Consider the following 23960-nt stretch of genomic DNA (forward strand, 5'->3'; position numbering starts at 1 on the left):
CTCATGAAAGTTTCTCTCAAGTGGCTGGGCGAATACGTTGACGTGCCCTCCGACCTCAAAGCCTTCTGCGATCGGCTCGACCTGACCGGAACCGGAGTCGAAGGCGTCGAAGTGCAGGGTCGGACTTTCGACAAGGTGGTTACCTCGCGGGTGCTTACCAAGGTCGCGCATCCCGACTCCGATCATATGTTCGTCACGACGGTTGACGTGGGGTCGTGGAATCTCGGGGAAGACGGGAATCCCGAGCCGTTGCAGGTTGTGTGTGGTGCTCAGAATTTCAATGCAGGCGACCGCATCGTTACGGCGCTTGAAGGCGCGGTGCTTCCCGGTGATTTCAAAATCAAGAAGTCGAAGAAGCGCGGCGTGGTGAGCTACGGTATGAACTGCTCCAACGCAGAGCTGGGGCTGGGAGGCGACGCCGATGGCATCATCATTCTTCCCGAAGATGCGCCCATCGGGGTTCCCTACGCCGATTACCTGGGGCTTTCTGACACGGTGCTGGATCTTGAGATCACGCCGAACCGTCCCGACTGCCTGTCGGTAGCGGGCATGGCGCGCGAGGTGGGGGCGATGTACCGCATCCCGGTAACCTATCCTTTCTACGAGCTCGAGGAAGACGCTTCGCTGCCCCCCGCTTCCGACCAGGTGGAGGTGTCCGTTGCCGACGCCGCTCGCAGCAAGCGCTATACCGCCCGCGTGATCGAGAACGTGAAGATCGGCCCCAGCCCCGATTGGTTGGCCGAACGCGTCACCGCGGCGGGCGCCCGCCCTGTGAACAACGTGGTCGATATCACGAACTACATTCTGTTCCTGTTCGGTCAGCCCCTGCACGCCTTCGACTTCGATAAGGTGGCATCGGATGACGGCAAGGCGCGCATCCAGGTGCGTCCTGCGGTCGAGAACGAGAAGCTGACGACGCTTGACGGGGAACAGCGCGCGCTGTCTTCGGATATGACCGTGATCGCCAACGAGCGCGGACCCATTGCCCTGGCGGGCGTCATGGGGGGGCTCGATACCGAGATCTCGGAATCGACCACCAAGGTTTTGCTGGAGGCCGCCACGTTCGATCGTTCGCACACCAGCCGCACCAGCCGCAGCCTTGGTCTGATCAGCGAGTCGTCTTTGCGCTACGAGCGCACGGTGGACGACAACCCCATCGCCGATTATGCGGCCATGGCCGCAGCCCTCATCGCCGAGGTGACGGGCGGATCTGTGGCCTGCGGCCTGGTCGATGTGTGGAAAGAGCACACGCAGCCGCGCAGCCTGGCTTTCCGCATCTCCCGTTTCACGCAGATGATGGGCCTCGAAGTTCCTACTGACGATATCGCCGATATCCTCGAGCGCCTTGGCTGCGACGTTTCTTCGTCGTCGGATCCCGATATGCTGGATGTGGTTGCGCCCACGTTTCGTCCCGACCTTGCGCGCGAGATCGATCTGTACGAAGAGGTTTTGCGCCTGTGGGGCATGGATCGGGTGAAGCCCACCTTGCCCGCAAGTCCCGGACGCGTTGGGCACCGCACCGATGATCAGAAGCTTTCCTCGCTCATCGACGCATCGCTGCGTGCGAGCGGACTGAACGAGACCATGACCTACTCGTTTGCCGATCCGGCCGATATCGAGCGCTTGCGCATGGATCGCGCGAGCTTGGGAGACGCCGTCGAGCTGCTGAATCCGATGAACGCCGACCAGTCGGTGATGCGTCAGAGCATCGTCCCCGGCCTTTTGCGCAGCGTGGCCTACAACCAGAATCACGGCGTGAAGAACATCCAGCTCTACGAGCGCGGAACGGTGTTCTTCGCGCGCGAGGGAGCCAAAAAGCCCAAGGAGCGGCAGAAGGTCGCCGGTATCCTTGCCGGCTCGATGATCGAGCCGGCTTGGAACGCCCAGGCGCGTCCGTTCGATTTCTTCGACGGGAAGGGAGCGGTTGAAAACTTGCTGCGCGAACTGGCGGTTCCCAAAATTCGCTGGCGCGCTTTGGAGGCCGACGAGGCACCTTTTCTGCAACCGGGCCGCGCTGCCGAGGTTTCGAGCGCGGGAACCGTTCTGGGTTGGGTCGGCGAGATCCACCCCCTCGCCGTCGAGGCGTTCGATGCGAATCCGGCCGTCGTTGCGTTCGAGTTGGACGTCCGGGCCCTGGGTAAGTCGAGCCGTCCCGCACGCGACTACCTGGACGTCCCGACGTTTCCCGAGGTGTCGGTTGACGTGGCCTTCGTGGTGAACGAGGACGTTACGCACGAGCGTCTGATGCAGTGCATGTCGTCTGCAGGGGGAAAGCTGCTAGAAAGCGCCCGCTTGTTCGACGTGTACCGCGACGAGGACCGCCTGGGGGCGAATAAGAAGTCCATGGCCTACGCGCTGTCCTACCGGGCAGCCGATCGAACGCTTACCGGTGAAGAGGTGGAACGTGCTCACGAACGTTTGGTCAAGAAGGTTTGTGGAGCGACGGGAGCCGAGGTTCGCGGTTAGATAAACCATGGTTTACTTTAGTGGAACAGTTCCGAACGCGCGGCAGCTCCGTAAAGGGGCTGCCGCCTAGATATGCGAGGTAGACATGTACGACGGAATCGAGAGCCCTGGTCGCAACGATGAGTGCTGGTGTGGTTCGGGCAAGAAGTACAAGAAGTGCCATCGCGACTTCGACGATAAGCTGCAGCAGCTGTGGGATGAAGGGGAAGAGGTGCTTGCGCGCAGTCTGCTGAAAACCCCCGCCGACATAGAGGGCATCAAACTCAGCGCGAAGGTGAACGTGGGTGCTCTCGATTACGTCGAAGCCCACATCAAAGCGGGCGTCACCACGGCCGATATCGATCGGTGGGTTCACGATTACTGCATCGAGCGAGGCGCGGTTCCTGCCGACTTGAACTACGAGGGTTTTCCGAAAAGCGTGTGCACCTCCGTCAACGAGGTGGTTTGCCACGGCATCCCGTCCGAAGACGAAGTGCTGCGCGAGGGCGATATCGTCAACGTCGATATGTCGACCATTCTCGGAGGGTACTTCTCAGATTCCTCGCGCATGTTCTGCATCGGCGAGGTCGATCCCGAGTGGAGGCGTTTGGTGGAGGTTACGAAGCGATCGGTCGAGGCGGGGATGAGCGCGGTTCGGCCCTGGGCTCACCTGGGCGATGTGAGCGCCGCGGTGAACAAGGTCGCCACCGATGCCGGCTTCAGCGTTGTGCGCGAATTCGGAGGGCACGGTTGCGGGATCGAATTCCACGAGGATCCGTTCGTCAGTTTCGTCGAACTGGCCGGCACTGGGCCGATTTTGGTTCCGGGGATGTGCTTTACTATCGAGCCGATGGTTAACATGGGTACAGCGGATATCGATATGAGCGACCCGAACGGGTGGACGGTGCGCACGGCCGACGGTCTGCCCAGCGCTCAATGGGAGGTTCAGGTGGCGGTCACAGAATCGGGTTTCGAGCTGATTTCCTGGTAATCGCGAGGGCCGGCCACGTTGCCGGCCCTCGTTTCAGAGGAGGGTGGCATGCAAGATCGCATTACGTATCGCGATAAGCTGAGGCAGGCCGATCGGGAGGCGCGTGCCACCGTCGTTGCGCTGGCCGTTACCATCGTCGTATGGGCGGTGGGCGGTTTCGGTTTGGCGGGACTCGATATCAAAGTGGCGCACACGCCGCTGTGGGTGATCTGCGGTACGGTCGGTGCGTGGGTATGCGCGATAGCATGTGCGGTTTACCTCGATAAACGCGTATTCGTAGATTTCAGCCTCGATGACGAGGACGACGTCGGCCCGGTATCGGAGTCGGACGCGAACCGCGAGGGCTTCGATGGCGAGGGGGTGTGCCGTGGCTAGTATTGTTGGGATTGTTCCCGTCATTTTGTTCTTGCTGGCCGCTTTGGCGCTCAGCATATCCGTTCGCCGCCGATCGCGTTCGGGGGCCGGGTTCGTCAACGATTACTTCATCGGAAGCCGCAGTCTCGGGGCATTCGTTTTGGCGATGACCACCATCGCCACCTATGGATCGGTCAGTTCTTTTGTCGGGGGGCCCGGTCAGGCCTGGACTATCGGCTGGGGCTGGGTGTACATGGCCGCTGTCCAGGTGACCGCCCTGTTCGTGCTGTACGGCATCATGGGTAAGAAGATGGCGCTGGTTTCTCGCAAGCTGAATGCGGTGACGGTGATCGACGTGCTGCGGGCGCGGTATCGATCCGACGCGTTGGCGATCGTCGCGGCGCTGGTCATCGTGGTGTTTTTCGGAACAACCATGATCGCCCAGTTCGTCGGCGGCGCCAAGCTGTTCGCGGCGGTTACCGGGTATTCCTACCTTACCGGCTTGGTGCTGTTCGGTCTGGCGGTCGTTATCTTCACGACCATCGGGGGCTTCAAGGGCGTCGCCGTCACCGACGCGCTGTGCGGCATCGCGATGCTGGTGGGGATCTTCGTTTTGGCCGGGGGCATTCTGCACGCGGGAGGCGGATGGGACAACCTCATGGCCACCATCGAGCGAAACCATCCTGAAATGATGGAACCCCTTTCGGGAGGCCATATGCCCTACGGGCTCTATTTCACCCAATGGCTCATCGTCGGCATCTTCACGTTTTGCCTTCCCCAGTCGGCCGTGCGGACCATGGGTTTCAGGGATGCCAAGTCGCTTCGCTGCGCCATGGTGCTTGGCACCGTCATCATCGGGGCGATGCTTATCGGGTGCACGGCGCTGGGAACCATGTCGGCTGGCGTTCTCACCGACGACATCTCGGCGTACGGAAGCATCGACAACATCATTCCCACAGCGATCGTCTCTACGCTGCCGCCCTGGCTTGCCGGCGTTGCCATCATCGGCCCCATTGCGGCGTCCATCTCCACGGTGTCCTCCCTTCTGATAGCGGCGTCCTCTGCAATCGTCAAAGATATCTGGATCCACTACGGAAGCCGGGCGGGAAAAACCGCCTCCGACCGCACCATCGAGGTTTCAAGTCAAGCTGCGACCTTGGGCATAGGCTTTGTCGTGTTCGTGTTGGCGGTTACGCCGCCTGCGGTCATCTGGCAGATCAACATGTTTGCGTTCGGCGGGCTGGAAACGGCGTTTTGCTGGGTGTTTCTGGGGGCGCTGTTCTGGAGGCGCGCCAACAAGTACGGAGCGCTGCTGTCGATGGTCGGTGGTACGGCGGCGTATTGCGTGTGCATGGCCTTGGGAATTAAGCTTTTCGGCTTGCATCAGATCACCATTGGCTTGACGGTTGCCTTGCTGCTGATGGTCGTCGGGTCGCTGGCGTTCAAGGATCGCGAATGCAGTCACCTCCCGGTCTTTTTCGGAGAATCCTCTCGATCCGATCTCTAAAATACAAACAAATGTTCGTTTCTGTGCTATACTCATGCGAACGGAAGCCGAGCCGTTTTTCCGGTACGTCCGGGGAAGCGGCTCTTTTCAGAGAGCTGCTTCGACGCCCTCCTTCGTCGTTCGCTCGCATTGCGAAAGGGGATAGCATTATGAACACGCTTGATCTCGAACGTTTAGAAGGAGTCGAAAGCCTTGCTCAAACGGCTGAATCGTCATCGGAGCCGCTTGTGATTATCGACAGGCACGGGCGGGAGGCGCTGGTGGCTATGTCTCCGGCTGTTCTGGAGCGCCTGCTGTTCGATACCAGCATCCTCAACTGCGATCCGGATGGATGGATCCGTTCCTGATGGAAGGTCTTTTGGCAACCCGCTGTTTCAACCCGAAACAGCGGGTTGTCCGCGCTATTTAGGGGTATGCTAGTGGACGCTGGCGACGTACATCGCCGTCCTGCGCGGTTGGCGGGTTTCTTGGAACGAGGGATTCTGCGGTATTCTCGAGTTTGGGAGGAGCGTCATGTCTATCAAGGTTGGTGTCATCGGAGCATCGGGCTTCGCCGGAATCGAGATCGTGCGATTGGTGCTGCGCCATCCCCGGTTCGAGCTTGTCGCGGCCACATCGTCAGAGCTTTCCGGGCGGCCTCTTTGCGCAGCGTACCCTGCTTTGGATGGTTGGACGGACCTTTCGTTCGTGCCTCACGACGACGCGTCCATCGACAGGTGCGACGTGGTGTTTTTGGCGGTTCCCCATACGGCGGCGCTCGCCAGTGCGCCCTCCCTGGTTGAAAGGGGCTGCGCGGTCATCGATCTTTCGGCCGATTTTCGCCTGGACGATCCGCGCGTGTACGAGGCGTGGTACAAGGTCCCCCATACCTGTCCGGAGCTGTTGAAGAGGCGGGCGTTCGGTCTGCCCGAGCTGTTTAGGGAAGACCTGGCGGCATTGGCAGACGTTCGCGACAAGGGCGAGGGCGTTCTGGTGGGTTGCGCGGGCTGCTATCCCACCGCCACGTCGCTTGCTGCCGCCCCTGCCTTGCGGGCCGGTTTGGGCGCAGACGGAATCGTGGTGGTAGATGCTATTTCGGGCGTGAGCGGTGCGGGGCGCAAGCCTACCGACAAGACTCATTTCTGCTTCGCGCACGAGGGGGCATCGGCGTACGGAGTGGGCAACCATCGGCATATTCCCGAAATCGAGCAGATACTGGCGATAGAGGGTCGCCTGGTGTTCACGCCTCATCTTGCACCGTATAGCAGGGGACTTCTCTCTACGGTGACGTTCGGGGTCGGGTCTCGGGCTATCGATCAGGCCTCCCTTGAAGCCGTCTATGACGACTTCTACAGGGACAGCCGGTTCGTGCGCTTTTTGGGCGGGTCGGTCCAGCCGACCACGGCATCTGTGGTCGGGACAAACGCCGCCCAGGTGAGCGCCGTGTTCGATTCGAGGACGAACACGGTTGTAGCCACCTGCGCGATAGACAATATCGGCAAGGGCGCTGCGGGGCAAGCCGTTCAATGCGCGAATATCGTATGCGGGCTCCCCGAAACGGCGGGACTCGAGCTTATATCCACTCCCGTGTAGAAAGGCGAATCATGCTCGATAGCTCTTCGACGACGGAAAACATTGAACCTTTGGGACTGGATATAGCCCGCATCGATGATGTCGGCTTATCGGTTATCAGCGGCGGCGGAGTCTCCAGCGCCAAGGGATTTCGGGCATCCGGCGTGCATGCGGGATTCAAAAAAAACGCCGATAGCCTCGATCTTGCTCTGGTGGTTGCCGACGAACCTTGCGCATGCGCGGCAACGTTCACCCGTAACGTTTTCTGCGCGGCTCCCGTCCAGGTGTCGCGCGAGCACCTGGACGGCGTTTCGTACGGTACGGCCAAGGCCGCTGTGATAAATTCGGGCATTGCCAATGCTGCGACGGGCGATCGGGGTTTGCGCACGGCACGAGAATCCGCCGAGATAGCCGCAGGTTTTCTCGGATGCGATTCATCCGAGGTCGTTCTTGCTTCAACCGGCGTGATCGGCGCCCACTTGCCTCTGGATCCTTTTAACACCGGCATTCCTGCAGCCATCGAAGCCGCAAGTGCCGAAGGTGGAAGCGTGGCGGCTCGCGCCATCATGACTACCGATACGCGTCCGAAAGAGTGCGCCGTTTCGTTTTCGGGGGAATCCCTCGGATATCCGGGAGCTGTTTTCACGGTGGGCGGCATGGCGAAGGGCGCAGGCATGATCATGCCCAATATGGCTACGATGATCTCGGTTGTTACCACCGATGCTCCGATTTTGCCGCACGATTTGAGAAACGCGCTTGCAGAGGCTGTGGACGAGAGCTTCAACAGGGTTACCGTCGATTCGGACACGTCTACCAACGATTCGTGCTTTGCCTTCGCAAGCGGCAAAGCGGCTTTGGAGGGAACCCCGTTTGTTCCCGGAACCCCCGCTTTCGATGCGTTCAGACGTGCGCTTGCATTCGTATGCCGAACCAACGCCCGTGCGATGGCGGCCGATGGAGAGGGTGCCACGCGCCTTATAACCGTCCAGGTCGTAGGAGCCGCCAGCGCGGCGGACGCCGATCGGGCTGCACGCACGGTTGCCAATTCGCCTCTGGTGAAGACGGCTGTGTATGGCAACGATGCGAACTGGGGTCGCATAGCGGCCGCACTGGGCCGATCGGGCGCTCGATTCGACCAGGGGGCTGTCGATATCGACATCATGGGGATTCCCGTCTGTCGCCAGGGACTCACGGTGGCTTTCGACGAAGACGAGGCGCTTCGGAGGTTCGAGGCCCTCGAGATCGTCATCGATATCGATCTGGGTGCCGGTTGCGAGCGGGCCATGATGTGGACGTGCGATTTCTCGCACGATTACGTGACCATCAACGGAAGCTATCGATCGTAGCGCTGGTTTCCCGCGTACCGATTTCAAGGAGGCTGTTATGTCGCTATCTACTCAAGAAGAGCTCGAACGGGAATACGTGATGGGCACGTTTGCCCGAAAGCCGGTTCAGTTCGTGCGCGGAGAAGGCGTTCGCCTGTTCGACGACGAAGGCAACGAGTACCTCGATTTCGTTGCGGGCATCGGTGTCATCAGCGTGGGACACTGTCATCCGCGTTTGGCGGCCGCTGTGCGCAGGCAGGCCGAAACCCTCATGCATGTCAGCAATTACTACTACATCGAGAAACGAGGCGAAGTTGCCCGCAAGCTGTCTCGGATGCTGAGGGCCACCTGCCCCGAGGACGAGGCTTGGAAGGTGTTCTTCTCGAACTCCGGCGCAGAGTCGAACGAGTGCGCCATCAAGCTTGCGCGCGTCTACGCAAAGCGCCGAGCCGAAGCCGAGGGGAAGGCGGCGCCGCGCGTGATCGTAACGCTCGAGCGCAGCTTCCATGGAAGGACGCTCGCATCGCTGGCGGCAACTGCGCAGCCTGCTAAGCAAGAACTGTTCCAACCGCTTCCCGACGGGTTCACTGCGACGCCCATTAACGACGTTGCAGCGCTCGAAGACCTGTTCGCGAAGCGAGGGAGCGAGATCTGCGCCGTTCTGCTCGAGCCCATTCAGGGCGAGAGCGGTGTGCACCCCTGCACTGCCGAGTTCATGACGGCGGCGCGAAGGCTTACCAGCGAGCATGGTGCGCTGCTTATGTGCGACGAGGTTCAGTGCGGTATATTCCGTTGCGGCGAATACCCCTTCGGCTTTCAGCATCTGGGAGTTCAGCCCGATGTCGTCAGCATGGCCAAGGGTATCGCGGGCGGTTTTCCCATGGGAGCCTGTGCGGCGCGCGCATCGGTTGCCGATTCTTTCTCGGCCGGAGACCACGGCACTACGTTCGGCGGAAGCAATCTGGCCATCGTGTCGGCATATGAAACCCTCTCGATTATCGAAGATGAGAATCTTGCTCGAAACGCCCAGGTGGTCGGAGCCTACTTGCGATCCCGTCTCGAGGCGCTTCCCCAGGTGGTCGAGGTTCGCGGTCGCGGGCTCATGCTTGCCGCCGAGCTTGCCGAGGGCTTCAGCGCACCCGATGTGGTGCTTGACGGGTTGGGTGCGGGGCTGGTTTTGAACTACACCGGACCGTCTACGCTTCGCTTCCTTCCCCCGCTAACATGCTCGGTTTCCCATGTCGATCAACTTATCGAAAGACTGTCCGTCCTTCTGGAGCGACGATAGCGCTGCATGCGGTTTTCAAACCGCATCATACAGGGCCGCTTTGCTGGGCGGTGCGTTGTTCCGAATGTGTTCGGCTCACGCGCAGGCTGTGTAATATACCTGGTCGCTCGTTCCCGATGGTAAAATCGGAAGGCCCCGTCTCACCATGTCGGGGCCTTCCTTTATATTGTTGGAGGTGAACGTGGGTTCTCGTTCCATGAAGAACAGGCTGGCAGTGAAGAAGAGACGCCCGCTGGTCGGGGTGGTCTATGTTTTCGGCGTTCTGCTCGCTCTGTTGGCTGCAGGAGCCTTGGTGGGATATGTCCTCATATCCTCTTGGACATCCAACCTGCCGGATTGCTCTGGCCTGGAAGATATCCAGGCATCCAAACCCACGGTGGTTTACGCGAGCGACGGCACTACTCAGCTTGCTCGCTTCCAGCTTGAGAACCGCACGCCCGTCGAGGCCGCGCGAATCAGCAAGTACGTGCTCAACGGTACGGTCGACACCGAAGACGAGCGTTTCTACCAGCATAACGGCATCGATATGGCCGGCATTGCGCGCGCGACGGTGAACAACCTTACCGGCGGCGAGCTCGAAGGGGCCTCCACCATTACCCAGCAGCTGGTACGCAACACCGTGATCGCCGACGAGATGAACGACATCTCCATCAAGCGCAAGGTGCGCGAAGCCGCTCTGTCCCTGCAGATGGAACGACGCTATACCAAAGGTCAGATCCTTGTCATGTACCTGAACACCATCAATTATGGGTCGGGGGCCTACGGTATCGAGGCGGCGTCTCAGCGCTACTTCTCGAAATCCGCAAGCGATCTTACGCTTGCGGAAGCGGCGTTATTGGTGGGAATTCCGCAGTCTCCCACCTACAACAACCCCCTGCAGTATCCCGACAATGCCGTTGCCCGACGCAATCTCGTGCTTTCGCGCATGCTGAAGGCGGGCGATATCACACAAGAAGAGTACGACCAGGCCACGTCCGAGTCGCTTGCGTTGAACCCCAGCGAGCCGGCGGACGATATTCAGGCCTACCCGTTTTTCACCACGTATGTCCGCAGCCTCGTCACCAACCAGTATGGCATTTCCGAATCAGACATCATGAAGGGCGGGCTTACGGTTGTCACCACGCTCGATCCAAGGTTGCAGGACGCTGCGGAGTTCGCCGCTCAGCAGAAGCGCCAGAAAGTAGGCGGGGACTTTGACGTCGCCATGACCGTGATCGATCCCAACACGGGCTACATCAAGGCCATCGTGGGCGGAGCCGACTACTACACCAGCCAGGTGAACATCGCAACCGGCCAGGGCACCTCGGGTCGCCCCTGCGGGTCGGCGTTCAAGGTGTTTACCCTGGTTGCCGCTCTTGAGCAGGGTATCAGTCCTCAGACCCAGGTGGATTGCAGCTCCCCGGCCACTATCGACGGCTACACGCTTCAGAACTACGACAACATCAACTACGGCACTCGTTCTATCTCTCGTGCTCTGGCGGTTTCGGCGAACACGGGTTTCGTGAGGCTTGCGGCATCGATGGGCCCGCAGGCTGTTGCCGATACGGCGAAGAGCATGGGTATCGATTCGGTGCTGGACGTGAAGAGTGCGGGAGAGACCATCACGCTGGGCGTTGAAAACGTCACACCTCTTGAAATGACCGAGGCGTACGCCACCGTCGCCGCGGGCGGTATGCATCGCGATCCCACGGCCATCATGACCATCTCCGATTCCGACGGGCGCATCGTTGTGGACAACACCGATATCGCCAAGCGCAGCAAGCGCGTGATGTCAGAGGAGATCGCCTATGCCGCCGAGCAGGCGATGGAAGGCGTGGTGAATTCGTACGAGGGTACGGGAACCGCAGCGCGTCTTGGCAACGGCCAGACGGTCGCGGGTAAGACGGGTACGACCGAAAACTATAAAGACGTTTCGTTTTACGGGATAACGCCCCAGTACGCAGTGGGCATTTGGTGCGGCGATCCGTCGAATAGGGCATCGCTGACCCCGGGAACGGTGGTTGCCGATGTGTTCGCGTCGTTCATGAACGTTGCGCTGAAGGGTCAGCCTGTTGAAAAATTCAAGAAGCAGAAGGACCCGGTGTACAAGCCGTACTCCGATGATAAGTACCACATTTACGGGGTGGGCGGCTATGCGGGCTCTAGCAGCTCGAACGAAGCGGAAGACTCGAAAGGCCCCTCGGATGCGACCGTTTGGGGCCAGGGCGGGAATGCCGTCGGGAACGCAAACCAACCTGGATCGACGGAAAACGGAGCCAACGGATCGGCCGGTTCCGGATCTGCGGGGACGAATGCGCCGGGAACCGGGAACGGAAACGCCGGTTCCGGCGGTCAGACGGGGGCTGCGACGGGAGGGAATTCCTCGTCGAGCAACGGCGCAGGTGGCGGGGGGTCATCCGGTGGCGCGGTCGCCACGCCATGATTCCTTCTTTTGTGAATAGTCGGGCCAACCGCGCATTTCTGATGGTACAGTTCGCCCCATGAATATCTTTGCCTGCTTGCTCAAGGAGTTGACCTATGAATCTCAGCAAACGAAGCCTTCTCGCCCTTGCCTGCTCGGCAGCGCTTACGGCGTCTCTTGTCGCGGGGTGCGCCCCCGTCTCCCCAGCTGCCAAAGCGCAGGATGAAGCCCAGGTGGCGAATCGCGCGTATATGTCGTCGGTGAACGAAACCATGTCCGATCTGGATAAGGGTCTCGAAGAGTTCGTGACCGCCGTGTCGCGCAACGATGTCGTTACCATGCAGACTCAGGCCGAAAGGGCCTACAAGGCTATCGACAAACTAAAAGAGACCGACGCTCCTGAAGCGCTTGCCGACATCAAAAGCGATTACGTTGAGGGCGCCACCAAACTTCAGGAGGCTCTGAGCGACTATATCGCCCTTTACACCGAGATGCAGGCGGCGCAAAGCACCGGATCGTTCGACTTCTCCTCGTTTTCCGGACGCGTGAGCGGCGTCCAGGAGAAATACGACGAGGGGATAGCCGCTCTGAAGAAGGCCGACGAGGCGGCTGCTTCGCTTCAGTAGCTAACGGCTACGGCCCCGCCGACACCACCAGGGACACTGCTTTGCCCTCGATTGACTGCGAGATCACCTTTCCGGCAGGTTCGCTCGACTTGACCTCGATATACACGATCCAGTAGCTGCTCAGGGAAGACAGCGCATCCGAGAGGTTCATGCCGACGACGCTCGGTGCGCTTGCGGGGTCGGCGCCCTGCACGGATTCGTCGATGTCCTTGTCGTCTTCGCTATCCTTATCGGAATCCGTCTCCGAGCCGCTGGACTTCGCATACGAAGGATCGGCGACGGTGGGGAAGGGGACGACGGGCTGTCCTTCCAGGGCCTTCGACATGAAGCTCTTCCACAAGGGGGATGCGGTGAGCGACGGGCTGGTGGTCGAGTAGTCGCGGTTGCCGATCCATACCGAGCAGGTGAGCGTGGGGCAGTAGCCCACCAGCCAGTGATCTCTGAACTCGGTGCCGGTACCGGTTTTGCCGGCAACCTTCTGGCCGTTCGAGGGAGCGTAGCCGTAGGCGGTTCCCTCGCGGGTCTCGAACACGCCGCGCAGCACCTTGGTGGCGGCACCGGCAATCTCCTCGGTCAGCACGCGCTCGCTTTTGTTCTTCTCTTCGTAGATCACCTTGCCCTCGCTGTTCACGATTTTGGTGATGATCACCGGATCGCGCTTGATCCCCTGCGCGGCCAGCGTGTTGTAGGCGGTGGCCATTTCAAGCGGCGTGACGTTTTCGGTTCCCAGCGTGATGATGGGGTAGGAGGGAAGCTTCTGCTTGACGCCCATCGAATGGGCGATATCGATCACCTTGTCGGTTCCCACCTTCTCGATGAGGCGGTAGTAGCCCGTATTCGATGAAACCGCGGTTGCGCTGGATATCGAGCGTCGTCCGTAGTTGATGCTGTCGAAGTTGTGCAGCTTATCGCCGTTCGGCAGGGTATAAGGATCGGTGCAGTCGATGACGGTCGAGGGGCTGATCCCGGCCTGCAATGCGCCGATCAGCGTGAACATCTTGAAGGCGGAGCCCGCCGGTCGGCCTCCCTGCGTTGCGATGTTCCATTGGTCGGTATAGTAGTCTTTTCCGCCCACCATAGCGAGAACGTGTCCGTCTTTCGGGCTCATCGCCACCAGCGAGGCGTCCAGGTCGCCGCTCATGGAGGCGTATTGCTGAGCGCATGCCTGATCCGCTTTGTCTTGCAGGGAAGTATCGAGGGTGGTGTAGATGGTCAGACCGCCCTCGAACAGATCGGCATACGAGCAGTCGTACTGGTTTCCCTCTTCCAGCAGCTGACTGCGCACATAGCTGGTGAAATAAGGATAGGCGTAGATCCCCTGGAACGGGGCGGCGGCCTTCGGATTTAGTCCGAGATCCTGGTTCAGGGCGCTTTTGTACTCGCTTTCGGTAATGACGTCCGCCTTCAACATGCGCGCAAGCACCACGTTTCTGCGCGCCAGGCACGCATCGGGGTGCTCTTTGGGGTTGAGCTGGTTGGGAGATTGGGGGATGCCGACCAGCGTTGCCGCCTGGGCGATGCTCAGATCGGCCGCCGGGGTTTGGAAGTAGTTTTGGGCGGCGGCTTCGATGCCGTAGCAGCCGTCGCCGTAGTTGATGACGTTCAGGTACAGGTTGAGGATTTCATCTTTGGAGTATTTCTTCTCCATCTCAAGTGCGAGCGCCGCTTCGCGAACCTTTCGCTCGATCGTGATGTCGGTTGCCTCTTCTGACAAAACGGTGTTGCGAACCAGCTGCTGGGTGATGGTCGAGGCTCCTTCGAGCTGTTGTCCGGCCAGGTTGGAATATAGTGCGCGCGCGATACCCCAGGGGTCGATACCGCTGTGCTCGTAGAAGCGCAGGTCCTCGGTTGCCACGGTGCCCTTCAGAACGTACGGGGAAATCTCCGATTTCTCAACGGGGTCGCGCTTTTCCAATTGGAATTCGGCCAACAGCGTTGTACCGTCGGCGGCGTACATATAGGATTGCTGTGCGAAATTGAACGTATCCGTGTTGTTCAGGCTGGGCAGGTTTTGGGTCCATGCGCCGACGGCGTTCCAGACCCCGATGCAGGCTCCCGTCGCAAGCGTTACGACTATGGCGGACGCAACGACGAGGGACCATCCAACGGCGTGGGTCTTTGCGTGGCGGAATTTACGGCGAGCTTTCATAAAGGGCACCTGTACTGTGTTTGGCTGGCTTTTTCGTCTGACGCGGGTACAACTATATATGAGAGGCGCGCATTGTGCGCGTCGGGGGTCGTTACTACCGAGGATAATTATGACCGAATTCGATCTATCAGGGGCGGGGAAAAACGTCGAGCTGCTGGCACCTGCGGGTAACGTCGAGTGTCTCCATGCCGCCGTCGCGGCAGGGGCCGACGCGGTGTATCTGGGCCTGGGCGACTTCAACGCACGTCGCGGGGCCGATAATTTCACGATGGATTCGCTTGCAGAGGCGTGCGATTACGCACATCTGCGCGGTGTCGCCATCTATATGGCGCTGAACATCGCCATTCTTCCTTCGGAAATCGATCGTGCGGTCGAAACCGCCAGGCAGGCCGTCGCAGCGGGAGCCGATGCGGTGATCGTCGAGGATCTTGGCTTGGCTGCGCGCATTCGTCAAGAGATTCCCCAGGTTGAACTGCATATTTCAACGCAGCTGAACACCCATAGCGCTGCAGGGATCGAGGCCGCGGCCCGACTGGGCGCTTCGCGCGTTACATTGGCTCGCGAGTTGTCGTTCGCCGAGATCGCTTCGCTTGCCGAAGTGGCGGCCGATTTCGGGATGACAGTCGAGACGTTCGCTCACGGCGCTCTGTGCGTGTGCTATTCGGGGCAGTGCCTGATGTCGTCTCTGATCGGGGGGAGGTCGGCGAATCGGGGAACATGCGCGCAGGCCTGCCGTCTTCCCTACGAATTGCAGAGCGACGATCGCTCCAAGCCTCTGCCAGCCGCGGGGGCGCACCTGCTCTCTCCTCGTGATTTCTGCACAGCTGAAGTGATGCCCCAGATGGTAGCTTCGGGTACGTCGTCGTTGAAAATCGAGGGCCGTATGAAGTCCGCGACGTACGTGTTCTCGGTCGTGTCGGTGTACCGTGATATTTTGGACCGAGCGCTTGCCGGACGCGACGCTCGGCCCACCGATCAGCAGAGGGGGGTTTTGTCCGAGGCGTTTTCGCGCGGGTTCACCACCGCCTACCTCACGGGTGATCGCGGAAACGAGATCATGAGCTACGGCCGTCCGAACAACCGCGGAGTCCTGGCCGGTCGCGTGTCCGAGGTCAAGGAAGGTTTTGTCGAGATAGCCACTCACATCGAACTCAATCCCGGAGACGTGGTCGAGTTTTGGACCAAGCGCGGCCATTTCGCGTGCCCTCTTACCGCGGCTTCCTTTGCGCGCGACGGTAGGATTCGTCTGGCGCCCGAACAGAAAGTGGGGAAGGGGGATCGGGTGTTTCGCGTACGCAATGCGGCTGCGGAGTTCACCGACGATGCCCTCGAGCCGCGTGTGCCGGTGATCGGGCGCGTTCGGTTGGCGTTGGGGGAGCCGGCGCGTGTGGAGTTCTCGCTGGCGCATGGCTGGCGCGGGGCCCAACGCATTGCGGCCGCCGCCTTTCCGTCGGCTGTCGCCTGCGAGGAACAGACGCGGGCCGTTTTCGGATACGTCGGTGCCGCCGAAGGCGCGCCCGTCGAGCTTGCGCGCACCAAGCCCCTCTCGACCGAAGACGTCGAATCCCATATCGATCGGTTCGGGCAGACGCCCTTTGCCCTCGTCTCGCTTGATATCGAGCTTTCCGAGGGTGCGGGCATGGGTTTTTCGCAGCTGCATCGTTTGAGGTCGGAGGCGCTTGTCCGCCTGCAAGAGCAGATACTCGATCTGTATGCGGCCAAGCGCCGCAGCCTTATCGGGAAGCTGAATGAGCGTTCCCGGCAAAACATCGGTTTCGCGGAAACGCTTGGCGCTTCTGCTGCGGCGACCCCGCGCAAGCGCCCCGATCAGGTGTCGGTGGTCGCGTGGGCTTCAAACCCCGCATGTGCGCGGGCCGCGAAGCGCGCGGGGGCCGACGTCGTGTACATCCCCATTCTCAATTACAAGCGCGGAGAGTCGGTTCTCGCCGGCGTTCGGCGCGAGGAAAACGAGCAGGCGGGATATCCCAAGCAGAAGGTGATGGCGCTTCCCACCGTCGATCACGACCCGATCGAGGGCACCCGTGAAGATGCCTGCGGGTTCGACGTGTGGGACTACGTGCGCGAAGGCAAACGGGTGTTTGCGGACAGCTTGGCTTCTTGCGTGCGGGCTCAGGCATACGGCGCCCTCGTCGAGTTGGGTCCCCATGTTCCCCTCACGAACGCGGCGGGGCTGCGCCTGGTTGAACAGTGGGGGGTTGCCCGGGTGTGGCTGTCCCCCGAATTGACGCTTGGTCAGATCGCCGACCTTGCGGACGGATCGTCTGTCCCCCTCGGGATTACGGTGTCGGGTGCTCAGGAGCTGATGGTGACCGAGCACTGCCTCCTTATGAGCCAGGGACCCTGCGATCAGAACTGCGCAGCGTGCCGCCGACGCAACGTCGAGCACCACCTGAAAGATCGCAAAGGGTTCGATTTCCCGGTGGTCACCGATTCCATGGGGCGCAGCCACCTCTACAACGGCATCGAGCTCGACATCGTGCCGTGCCTGCCCGACCTGCTGTCCATAGGGATATCGTCGTTCATGGTCGATACGACCCTCATGGATAAGAACGAGGCCCATGCTGCGGTCTCGCGCGTCGTTCGAGCGCTCAAGCTTGCCCGCGAAGAGGGTCGTTCGGTCGAGAAGCGCCGGGGAACCACCACCGGACATCTGTTTCGCGGGGTGTCATAGGGCGCGGAAAGGGCGCGCGGCCTGATAACGTGCTAGAATCGCCTTCTGTTGTACCGAACCTCACCGTCGATTGGAAACCTATGCAGTCTGTCGAAGAGCAAATCCGCATCATCTCCTCGGGTGCCGACAAGGTCGTTCCCGAACAGGCCCTGGTCGAGAAGCTCAAGCGGGGCAGGCCTCTGAACATCAAGCTGGGCGTCGACCCCACGGCTCCCGACATCCATCTGGGACATGCGGTTCCCCTGCGCAAGCTGCGCCAGTTCCAGGACCTGGGGCATCAGGTCACGCTCATCATCGGCGACGGTACTGCGTTGATCGGAGACCCTTCGGGCCGCAACAGCACGCGTCCCCAGCTTTCCCTCGAGCAGATTCGGGAAAACGCCCAGACATACGTCGATCAGGCGTTCAAGGTACTCGACCCCGAAAAGACCACGCTCGTGTACAACTCCGAATGGCTCTTCGAGATCGATATGCGCAAGATCCTCGAGCTTGCCAGCCTGTTCACGGTGGCTCGCATCCTCGAGCGCGACGATTTTCACAAGCGCTACACCGGAAATCAACCCATCGGCGTTCATGAATTCCTGTACCCCATCATGCAGGCGTACGATTCGGTCGTCATCAAGGCCGATGTCGAGCTGGGAGGATCCGATCAGCTGTTCAACCTCCTTGCGGGCCGCGAACTCATGGAGAAGATGGGAATGGAACCGCAGGTGTGCCTGACGCTTCCCTTGCTGGAGGGAACCGACGGTGTTCAGAAGATGTCGAAGAGCTACGGCAACTACATCGGGCTTACCGATGAGCCCGCCGATATGTTCGGCAAGGTGATGTCTATCCCCGACGAGCTGATGGAGAAGTACTTCCGGCTTGCATCCACGGTCGAAGTGGCCGAGATAGAGCGCATCGTCGAAGGCGTGGCGAGAGGAGCGCTGCATCCGAACAAGGTGAAGCGCTCGCTTGCCCGCAACATCGTTGCGGCTTACTACAGCGAGGCCGAGGCTGCCGAGGCCGAGGCATCGTTCGATCTGCTGTTCAAACAGCATGCGCTTCCCGACGATATCGCCGAGTTCCCCGCCGATCTTGCGCCGAATGACGAGGGAACGGTCTATCTTGCGAAGATCATCGCCGATTCGGGCCTTGCGGCCAGCGCGGGAGAAGCGCGTCGGCTTATCGATGGAGGCGGAGTTAAAATCGATGGCGAAGCGGTTCCCGCTAAGAGCTACAACATCGATCCCGCCAAACTGTCAGGTGCGGTTGTGCAGGTGGGGAAGCGCAAGTTCGTCAAGATCGTTTAGCAACTGACGTAGGTTTGCCTGAACGAAAGCTCTTTATACATATATATGCGAGATCGAGGGGCGGAGGATATTCTGCTCCTCGATTGTTTTCGGGCTTCTATGATGCGACCCCCCGCTCCCCCCGTTTGTGGAGAACCCTCCACAAACGGGATCCCCCGTTGCGCCGCGGCCCCGGGGGGCGTATAGTAGCAACCCGCGCTCGGGGAGGGCGCGCCCGGAACCCGGGGCCCGCAGGGCCGCGGGGGGCGGGAAAAAAAGGGGGTTGACGGAGCGATCCGGATGCCCTAGAATTACTCCTCGCGCCGAACGCGGGAGCGGGAGGCGGGCCGGGCCGGATGGCCCCGGCCGGAACCTTGAGAACCGGATACTGGATACGGAAAGATCGAGAGATCGAGTCGAACAGACTCCGATGGATCAGACGGACCACGTCAGCCCGTCCCCGCGAGGGGAGGGGCGGTTACTTTAGTTTAGAGCTTACTTCGAACGGAGAGTTCGATCCTGGCTCAGGATGAACGCTGGCGGCGTGCCTAACACATGCAAGTCGAACGGTTAAGACGGCTTCGGCCGTGAATAGAGTGGCGAACGGGTGAGTAACACGTGACCAACCTGCCCTCCGCACCGGGACAACCGGGGGAAACCCCGGCTAATACCGGACGATCCCGGCCCCCCGCATGGGGGGCCGGGCGAAGCCCAGGCGGCGGGGGATGGGGTCGCGGCCCATTAGGTAGACGGCGGGGCAACGGCCCACCGTGCCGACGATGGGTAGCCGGGTTGAGAGACCGACCGGCCACATTGGGACTGAGATACGGCCCAGACTCCTACGGGAGGCAGCAGTGGGGAATATTGCGCAATGGGGGCAACCCTGACGCAGCAACGCCGCGTGCGGGACGACGGCCTTCGGGTTGTAAACCGCTTTCAGCAGGGAAGATAGTGACGGTACCTGCACAAGAAGCCCCGGCTAACTACGTGCCAGCAGCCGCGGTAATACGTAGGGGGCGAGCGTTATCCGGATTCATTGGGCGTAAAGCGCGCGCAGGCGGCTCTTCAAGCGGAACCTCTAACCCCGGGGCTCAACCTCGGGCCGGGTTCCGAACTGGAGGGCTCGAGTGCGGTAGAGGCAGGCGGAATTCCCGGTGTAGCGGTGGAATGCGCAGATATCGGGAAGAACACCGATGGCGAAGGCAGCCTGCTGGGCCGGCACTGACGCTGAGGCGCGAAAGCTAGGGGAGCGAACAGGATTAGATACCCTGGTAGTCCTAGCCGTAAACGATGATCGCTAGGTGTGGGGGGAGCCTTCCCCCCGTGCCGAAGCCAACGCATTAAGCGATCCGCCTGGGGAGTACGGCCGCAAGGCTAAAACTCAAAGGAATTGACGGGGGCCCGCACAAGCAGCGGAGCATGTGGCTTAATTCGAAGCAACGCGAAGAACCTTACCAGGGCTTGACATGCAGGTGAAGCGGCGGAAACGCCGTGGCCGAGAGGAGCCTGCGCAGGTGGTGCATGGCTGTCGTCAGCTCGTGTCGTGAGATGTTGGGTTAAGTCCCGCAACGAGCGCAACCCCTGCCCCGTGTTGCCAGCATTCAGTTGGGGACTCGCGGGGGACTGCCGGTGACAAACCGGAGGAAGGCGGGGACGACGTCAAGTCATCATGCCCCTTATGCCCTGGGCCGCACACGTGCTACAATGGCCGGCACAGCGGGCTGCCACCCAGCGATGGGGAGCGAATCCCGTAAAGCCGGCCCCAGTTCGGATCGGAGGCTGCAACCCGCCTCCGTGAAGCCGGAGTTGCTAGTAATCGCGGATCAGCACGCCGCGGTGAATGCGTTCCCGGGCCTTGTACACACCGCCCGTCACACCACCCGAGTCGTCTGCACCCGAAGCCGCCGGCCGAACCCCGCGAGGGGGCGGAGGCGTCGAAGGTGTGGAGGGTGAGGGGGGTGAAGTCGTAACAAGGTAGCCGTACCGGAAGGTGCGGCTGGATCACCTCCTTTCTAGGGAGACACGCGAAGTGTCCTACCGCGGGCGACCGCCCGCGGCCTGGAATGACACCTGAAGGCTAGGCCGGCCGAAGGGCCGACCGAACCGGGGCGCCGTCCGCCCCCCGTAATCCAGCATCCGGCTCCGAGGGCTCCGGCCCCCGACGGCACCTTGACAGCTGCATAGCGTTTCATCGAGAACAAAGATGATGATCATAACCATATTGAATATGGTTCTCCAAAGATACAGATAGTCGTGCTTTTCAAGCACGGCCATCGCATCTGCGATCGCGTTTCAACGCGCGATATGCGATACGAAACCCATCGGGATTTTCATGTCAGGGAACTGACAGCGGATCTAGAGCGAAGATACCATGGGCGCACGGCGGATGCCTTGGCACAGGAAGCCGAAGAAGGACGCGGTAAGCTGCGATAAGCTGCGGGGAGGCGCAAACGGCCCTCGATCCGCAGGTCTCCGAATGGGGGAACCCGAGCGGGGTTATGCCCGCTCGCTCCCGCCCGAACGCATACGGCGGGAAGCGGCAACCCGGGGAACTGAAACATCTAAGTACCCGGAGGAAGAGAAATCAACCGAGATTGCGCGAGTAGCGGCGAGCGAAAGCGCACCAGCCCAAACCGAAGAACGCACGCGCCCTGGGGGGTTCGCGTCTTCGGGGTTGCGGGGCGCGCGAGGGGGACCCCCCAGGGTCCCCGCGGAGTCACAAAGCTCATGAGGTAGCGGAACGGCCTGGGAAGGCCGGCCGAAGCGGGTGAGAGCCCCGTACGCGAAACCCATGGCCTCCGCCGGCGCGTCCCCGAGTAGGTCCGGGCACGTGAAACCCGGACCGAAGCCGGGGGGACCACCCTCCAAGGCTGAACACTCTCCTGTGACCGATAGCGAACCAGTACCGTGAGGGAAAGGTGAAAAGCACCCCGAGAGGGGAGTGAAACAGCACCTGAAACCGTGCGCCCCCAAGCAGTCGGAGCGGCTGGAAATGCCGTGACGGCGTGCCTTTTGTAGAATGAGCCAGCGAGTGGCGGTATGCGGCGAGGTTAAGCTTAGAAGCGAGCCGCAGCGAAAGCGAGCCTTCAAACGGGCGCGTGAGTCGCATGCCGCCGACGCGAAGCCGGGTGAGCTATCCTTGGGCAGGCTGAAGCGGGGGTAAGACCCCGTGGAGGGCCGAACCCACTTCGGTTGAAAACGGAGGGGATGACCCGAGGATAGGGGTGAAAGGCCAATCAAACCCGGAGATATCTCGTTCTCCCCGAAATAGCTTTAGGGCTAGCCCGGGCCGTTCACCCGCGGTGGTAGAGCACTGGATTCCCTAGGGGGCTTCACCGCCTGCCGAAGGAAACCAAACTCCGAATGCCGCGGGCCCACAGGCCCGGAGTCAGAGCGCGTGGGCTAAGCTGCGCGCTCGAGAGGGAAACAGCCCAGACCGCCCGCCAAGGCCCCCAAGTCCGTGCCGAGTGGCAAAGGATGTGCGCTCGCCCAGACAGCCAGGATGTTGGCTTAGAAGCAGCCATGCATTCAAAGAGTGCGTAACAGCTCACTGGTCGAGTGGGAGCGCGCCGACAATACACGGGGCTAAGCACGGCGCCGAAGCGGCGGGCCGGATACACCGTATCCGGCGGTAGGGGAGCGTTCCCGGAGGGGCGAAGCGGCAGGGGCGACCCGCCGTGGACTTCCGGGAAGCGAGAATGCTGGCATGAGTAGCGAGAGACGAGCGAGAAACTCGTCCGCCGCAAGCCTAAGGTTTCCTGGGCGAGGCTAATCCCCCCAGGGTCAGTCGGGAGCTAAGGCGAGGCCGGAAGGCGTAGCCGATGCGCAACGGGCGGACATTCCCGTACCGCCCATGGCGCGCCCGAGCGTGAGCGGTGACGGAGAAGGATATGCGGGCGTGGTTCTGGACGTCCACGTGAAAGCCGGTAGGGAGCCGATTTGTCAAGCACGGTCGGCGCTGATCCCGAGAGGCGAGACGAAGCACCTGGTGCGAAGCCGCAGATTCCATGCTTCCTAGAAAAACCGCGCATGCGAGCGCCATGGGCGCCCGTACCAAAACCGACACAGGTGGGCAGGTAGAGCATACCGAGGCGATCGGGGGAACCGTGGTCAAGGAACTCGGCATAATGGCCCCGTAACTTCGGAAGAAGGGGTGCCGCCGGCGGTGTAGGGGCCCGCCCCCGAAGCCGCTGGCGGCCGCAGCGGATTGGCCCAAGCGACTGTTTACCAAAAACACAGGACTCTGCCAAGCCGCAAGGCGACGTATAGGGTCTGACGCCTGCCCGGTGCCGGAAGGTTACGCGGACGCGTCAGCCGCAAGGCGAAGCGCCGAAGCCAAGCCCCGGTAAACGGCGGCCGTAACTATAACGGTCCTAAGGTAGCGAAATTCCTTGTCGGGTAAGTTCCGACCTGCACGAACGGCGTAACGACTTGGGCGCTGTCTCGACCACGGTCCCGGTGAAATTGCATTGTTCGTGAAGATGCGAGCTACCTGCGGAAGGACGGAAAGACCCCGTGAACCTTCACTGCAGCTTGGCATTGGCCGTTGGCCCGGAGCGTAGAGGATAGGCAGGAGGCATCGAAGCCGGGGCGCCAGCCCCGGTGGAGCCGACCTTGGAATACTGCCCTCTTCGCGCCGGCGGCCTAACGCCCGTCCGTGATCCGGCGGGTGGACCGTGCCAGGCGGGCAGTTTGACTGGGGCGGTCGCCTCCCAAAGCGTAACGGAGGCGCGCGAAGGTCCGCTCAGGACGGTCGGCAACCGTCCCGAGAGCGCAAGAGTGCAAGCGGGATAGACTGCGAGGCCAACAAGCCGAGCAGGTGCGAAAGCAGGTTCTAGTGATCCGGCGGCCCAGCGTGGAATGGCCGTCGCTCAACGGATAAAAGGTACTCCGGGGATAACAGGCTGATCTTGCCCAAGAGTCCACATCGACGGCAAGGTTTGGCACCTCGATGTCGGCTCATCGCATCCTGGGGCTGGAGTCGGTCCCAAGGGTTGGGCTGTTCGCCCATTAAAGCGGTACGCGAGCTGGGTTCAGAACGTCGTGAGACAGTTCGGTCCCTATCCTCCGCAGGCGCAAGAGGGTTGAGGAGACCCGCCCCTAGTACGAGAGGACCGGGGCGGACGGACCTCCGGTGCGGCAGTTGTCGACCAACGGCACGGCTGCTTAGCCGCGTCCGGCGCGGATAACCGCTGAAGGCATCTAAGCGGGAAGCCGCCTCCAAGATGAGCCCTCTGTCCGGTAAGGCCCCTCGTAGACCACGAGGTTGATAGGCCGCAGCTGCAAGCCCGGCGACGGGCTCAGGCGAGCGGTACTAATCGGCCGAGCTCTTCTCTCAACACGGTCCGCCGCGCATGTCC

The 23960-nt window shown here is 61.2% G+C and carries 13 protein-coding genes and 2 rRNA genes; 14 read left to right on the forward strand and 1 reads right to left on the reverse strand.

Annotation, left to right across the window (positions count from 1 at the left end; translation table 11 throughout):
* The first annotated feature begins 3 nt into the window (after positions 1 to 3).
* From pheT to EIH26_RS02785, 10 genes are all read left to right on the forward strand, one after another.
* Entirely contained in the window at positions 4 to 2466 is a 2463-nt protein-coding gene (gene pheT / locus EIH26_RS02740; RefSeq protein ID WP_124060656.1) for a phenylalanine--tRNA ligase subunit beta, read from the forward strand.
* Between the two features lie 85 nt (positions 2467 to 2551).
* Positions 2552 to 3436 (forward strand): methionyl aminopeptidase, encoded by an 885-nt coding sequence (locus EIH26_RS02745; protein WP_124060657.1) that lies wholly within the window; start codon positions 2552 to 2554, stop codon positions 3434 to 3436.
* A gap of 48 nt (positions 3437 to 3484) precedes the next feature.
* Entirely contained in the window at positions 3485 to 3811 is a 327-nt protein-coding gene (locus EIH26_RS02750) for a YhdT family protein (RefSeq protein WP_124060658.1), read from the forward strand.
* Positions 3804 to 5297 carry a sodium/pantothenate symporter gene (gene panF, locus EIH26_RS02755; protein ID WP_124060659.1) on the forward strand — a complete coding sequence of 498 codons (1494 nt, stop codon included), beginning with the start codon at positions 3804 to 3806 and terminating at the stop codon, positions 5295 to 5297. Before EIH26_RS02750 ends, panF begins: the two co-directional genes overlap by 8 nt.
* Positions 5298 to 5446: 149 nt before the next feature.
* Positions 5447 to 5644: a hypothetical protein gene (locus tag EIH26_RS02760; RefSeq protein WP_124060660.1), complete on the forward strand. Its 198-nt coding sequence runs from the start codon at positions 5447 to 5449 to the stop codon at positions 5642 to 5644.
* Positions 5645 to 5810: 166 nt separating this feature from the next.
* Positions 5811 to 6869: an N-acetyl-gamma-glutamyl-phosphate reductase gene (gene argC / locus EIH26_RS02765; RefSeq protein ID WP_124060661.1), complete on the forward strand. Its 1059-nt coding sequence runs from the start codon at positions 5811 to 5813 to the stop codon at positions 6867 to 6869.
* Between the two features lie 11 nt (positions 6870 to 6880).
* Positions 6881 to 8194 (forward strand): bifunctional glutamate N-acetyltransferase/amino-acid acetyltransferase ArgJ, encoded by a 1314-nt coding sequence (gene argJ, locus EIH26_RS02770; protein ID WP_124060662.1) that lies wholly within the window; start codon positions 6881 to 6883, stop codon positions 8192 to 8194.
* A 37-nt stretch (positions 8195 to 8231) separates the two neighbouring features.
* A complete protein-coding gene (locus EIH26_RS02775) occupies positions 8232 to 9461 on the forward strand; it encodes an aspartate aminotransferase family protein (RefSeq protein WP_124060663.1) in 1230 nt (409 codons plus the stop codon).
* Between the two features lie 181 nt (positions 9462 to 9642).
* Positions 9643 to 11883, forward strand: a complete 2241-nt coding sequence (locus tag EIH26_RS02780; protein WP_164470959.1) for a transglycosylase domain-containing protein — start codon at positions 9643 to 9645, stop codon at positions 11881 to 11883.
* A 95-nt stretch (positions 11884 to 11978) separates the two neighbouring features.
* The gene (locus EIH26_RS02785) at positions 11979 to 12488 is read left to right on the forward strand and encodes a hypothetical protein (RefSeq protein ID WP_124060665.1); all 510 of its coding nucleotides are present in this window, start codon (positions 11979 to 11981) and stop codon (positions 12486 to 12488) included.
* A gap of 7 nt (positions 12489 to 12495) precedes the next feature.
* Here EIH26_RS02785 and EIH26_RS02790 read toward each other — a convergent pair whose 3' ends face one another.
* Positions 12496 to 14637, reverse strand: a complete 2142-nt coding sequence (locus EIH26_RS02790; protein WP_124060666.1) for a transglycosylase domain-containing protein — start codon at positions 14635 to 14637, stop codon at positions 12496 to 12498.
* A 109-nt stretch (positions 14638 to 14746) separates the two neighbouring features.
* Between EIH26_RS02790 and EIH26_RS02795 the strand changes: the two genes are divergently transcribed.
* From EIH26_RS02795 to EIH26_RS02810, 4 genes are all read left to right on the forward strand, one after another.
* A complete protein-coding gene (locus EIH26_RS02795) occupies positions 14747 to 17329 on the forward strand; it encodes a U32 family peptidase (protein WP_124060667.1) in 2583 nt (860 codons plus the stop codon).
* A gap of 80 nt (positions 17330 to 17409) precedes the next feature.
* The gene (tyrS, locus tag EIH26_RS02800) at positions 17410 to 18621 is read left to right on the forward strand and encodes a tyrosine--tRNA ligase (protein ID WP_124060668.1); all 1212 of its coding nucleotides are present in this window, start codon (positions 17410 to 17412) and stop codon (positions 18619 to 18621) included.
* Between the two features lie 480 nt (positions 18622 to 19101).
* A 16S ribosomal RNA gene (locus tag EIH26_RS02805) occupies positions 19102 to 20612 on the forward strand.
* 347 nt (positions 20613 to 20959) lie between these two features.
* Positions 20960 to 23938: ribosomal RNA gene (locus EIH26_RS02810) — 23S ribosomal RNA — on the forward strand.
* The 16S and 23S rRNA genes sit together here, the layout of an rRNA operon.
* The last annotated feature ends 22 nt before the right edge of the window (positions 23939 to 23960 follow it).

Origin of the sequence: Gordonibacter sp. Marseille-P4307, assembly GCF_900604965.1 — a bacterium.
GTDB lineage: Bacteria > Actinomycetota > Coriobacteriia > Coriobacteriales > Eggerthellaceae > Berryella.